Origin of the sequence: Halopseudomonas pelagia CL-AP6 (genome assembly GCF_000410875.1) — a bacterium.
In the GTDB taxonomy this organism is placed as follows: domain Bacteria; phylum Pseudomonadota; class Gammaproteobacteria; order Pseudomonadales; family Pseudomonadaceae; genus Halopseudomonas; species Halopseudomonas pelagia.
In genome coordinates, this window is the sequence record NZ_AROI01000077.1 from 1 (window position 1) to 880 (window position 880).

The 880-nt window shown below is 52.6% G+C and carries 1 pseudogene; it reads left to right on the plus strand.

Annotation, left to right across the window (positions count from 1 at the left end):
- Window positions 1–160 precede the first annotated feature (160 nt).
- Window positions 161–880, plus strand: a pseudogene (locus K787_RS24500) (hypothetical protein); the annotation flags it as partial.

The window sequence follows — 880 nt, forward strand, 5'->3', positions numbered from 1 at the left end:
TGACCTCACTGAGTTCACCCCGCCACCGGAAGAAGTCCTGCCGCGCTGGAAAGCCTTGAGCAAAACCATTCAGGTGACCCTTGATAAATAGCTCTGTTTTCAGTCAGCAACAAGAGGACCACCGTATATCCCTTGGGCGGGCGTGGTTTGGTTCACAAACATGATCAAACCTATTCTCGCCAGTGCCCTCTGTCTCGCCACTAGCGTGGTATTCGCAGGGCAGCCACGCCAGGAGTGCCTGGGTAGATTGACCTTTGATGTTCCTGAGGAGGTGGAATGGGCTACCTATGATGCTGAACGCACTTTCCGCATCTCTACGGGCGGTGGACATAACTTCACTTCCGCAGTGGCCGCCAAAGGCGACTCAGGGTGGTATGACTTCAATGGTGTAGTGATCCGCGTCAGCGATATCGTCGAACGCTCTGAATTTGAAGGGGCTGTTCGCTATCAGAAAGGCACTGGGAAGCTTTACCAGCAACAACTGGAAAAGGACCTGGAAACGCATAAGCGCCTGTTAACACAGTTTCAAACCGGTGATTACCCGAAAAACTTGGTGGCTGACCGACTCAAAAAAATTGCTGAGGTGGAAAAAATGATTCCCCTTGCCATTCCAAGGGAGCACGACTTAGGTATTCCCGATGCCTCCTTTCTGGGTGGGGATTATCCCGCCTTCGGCTATGTTTATCGCAACCAGCGCGTGTACTTCTTCGCCATGCGCCAAGCAGGTGCTCAGGGCATCGAGGCCTTCAAGGAATTGATCGGCCGTTTTCGACCACGTGACCTGTATGAGGTGCCCAAGGGGCCGGGCGTCTGTATACCTTACGGCTTTATCGCCGATGATGGAAAAACGGACTATTCAATCAAGAACAGCTTGCGCTTT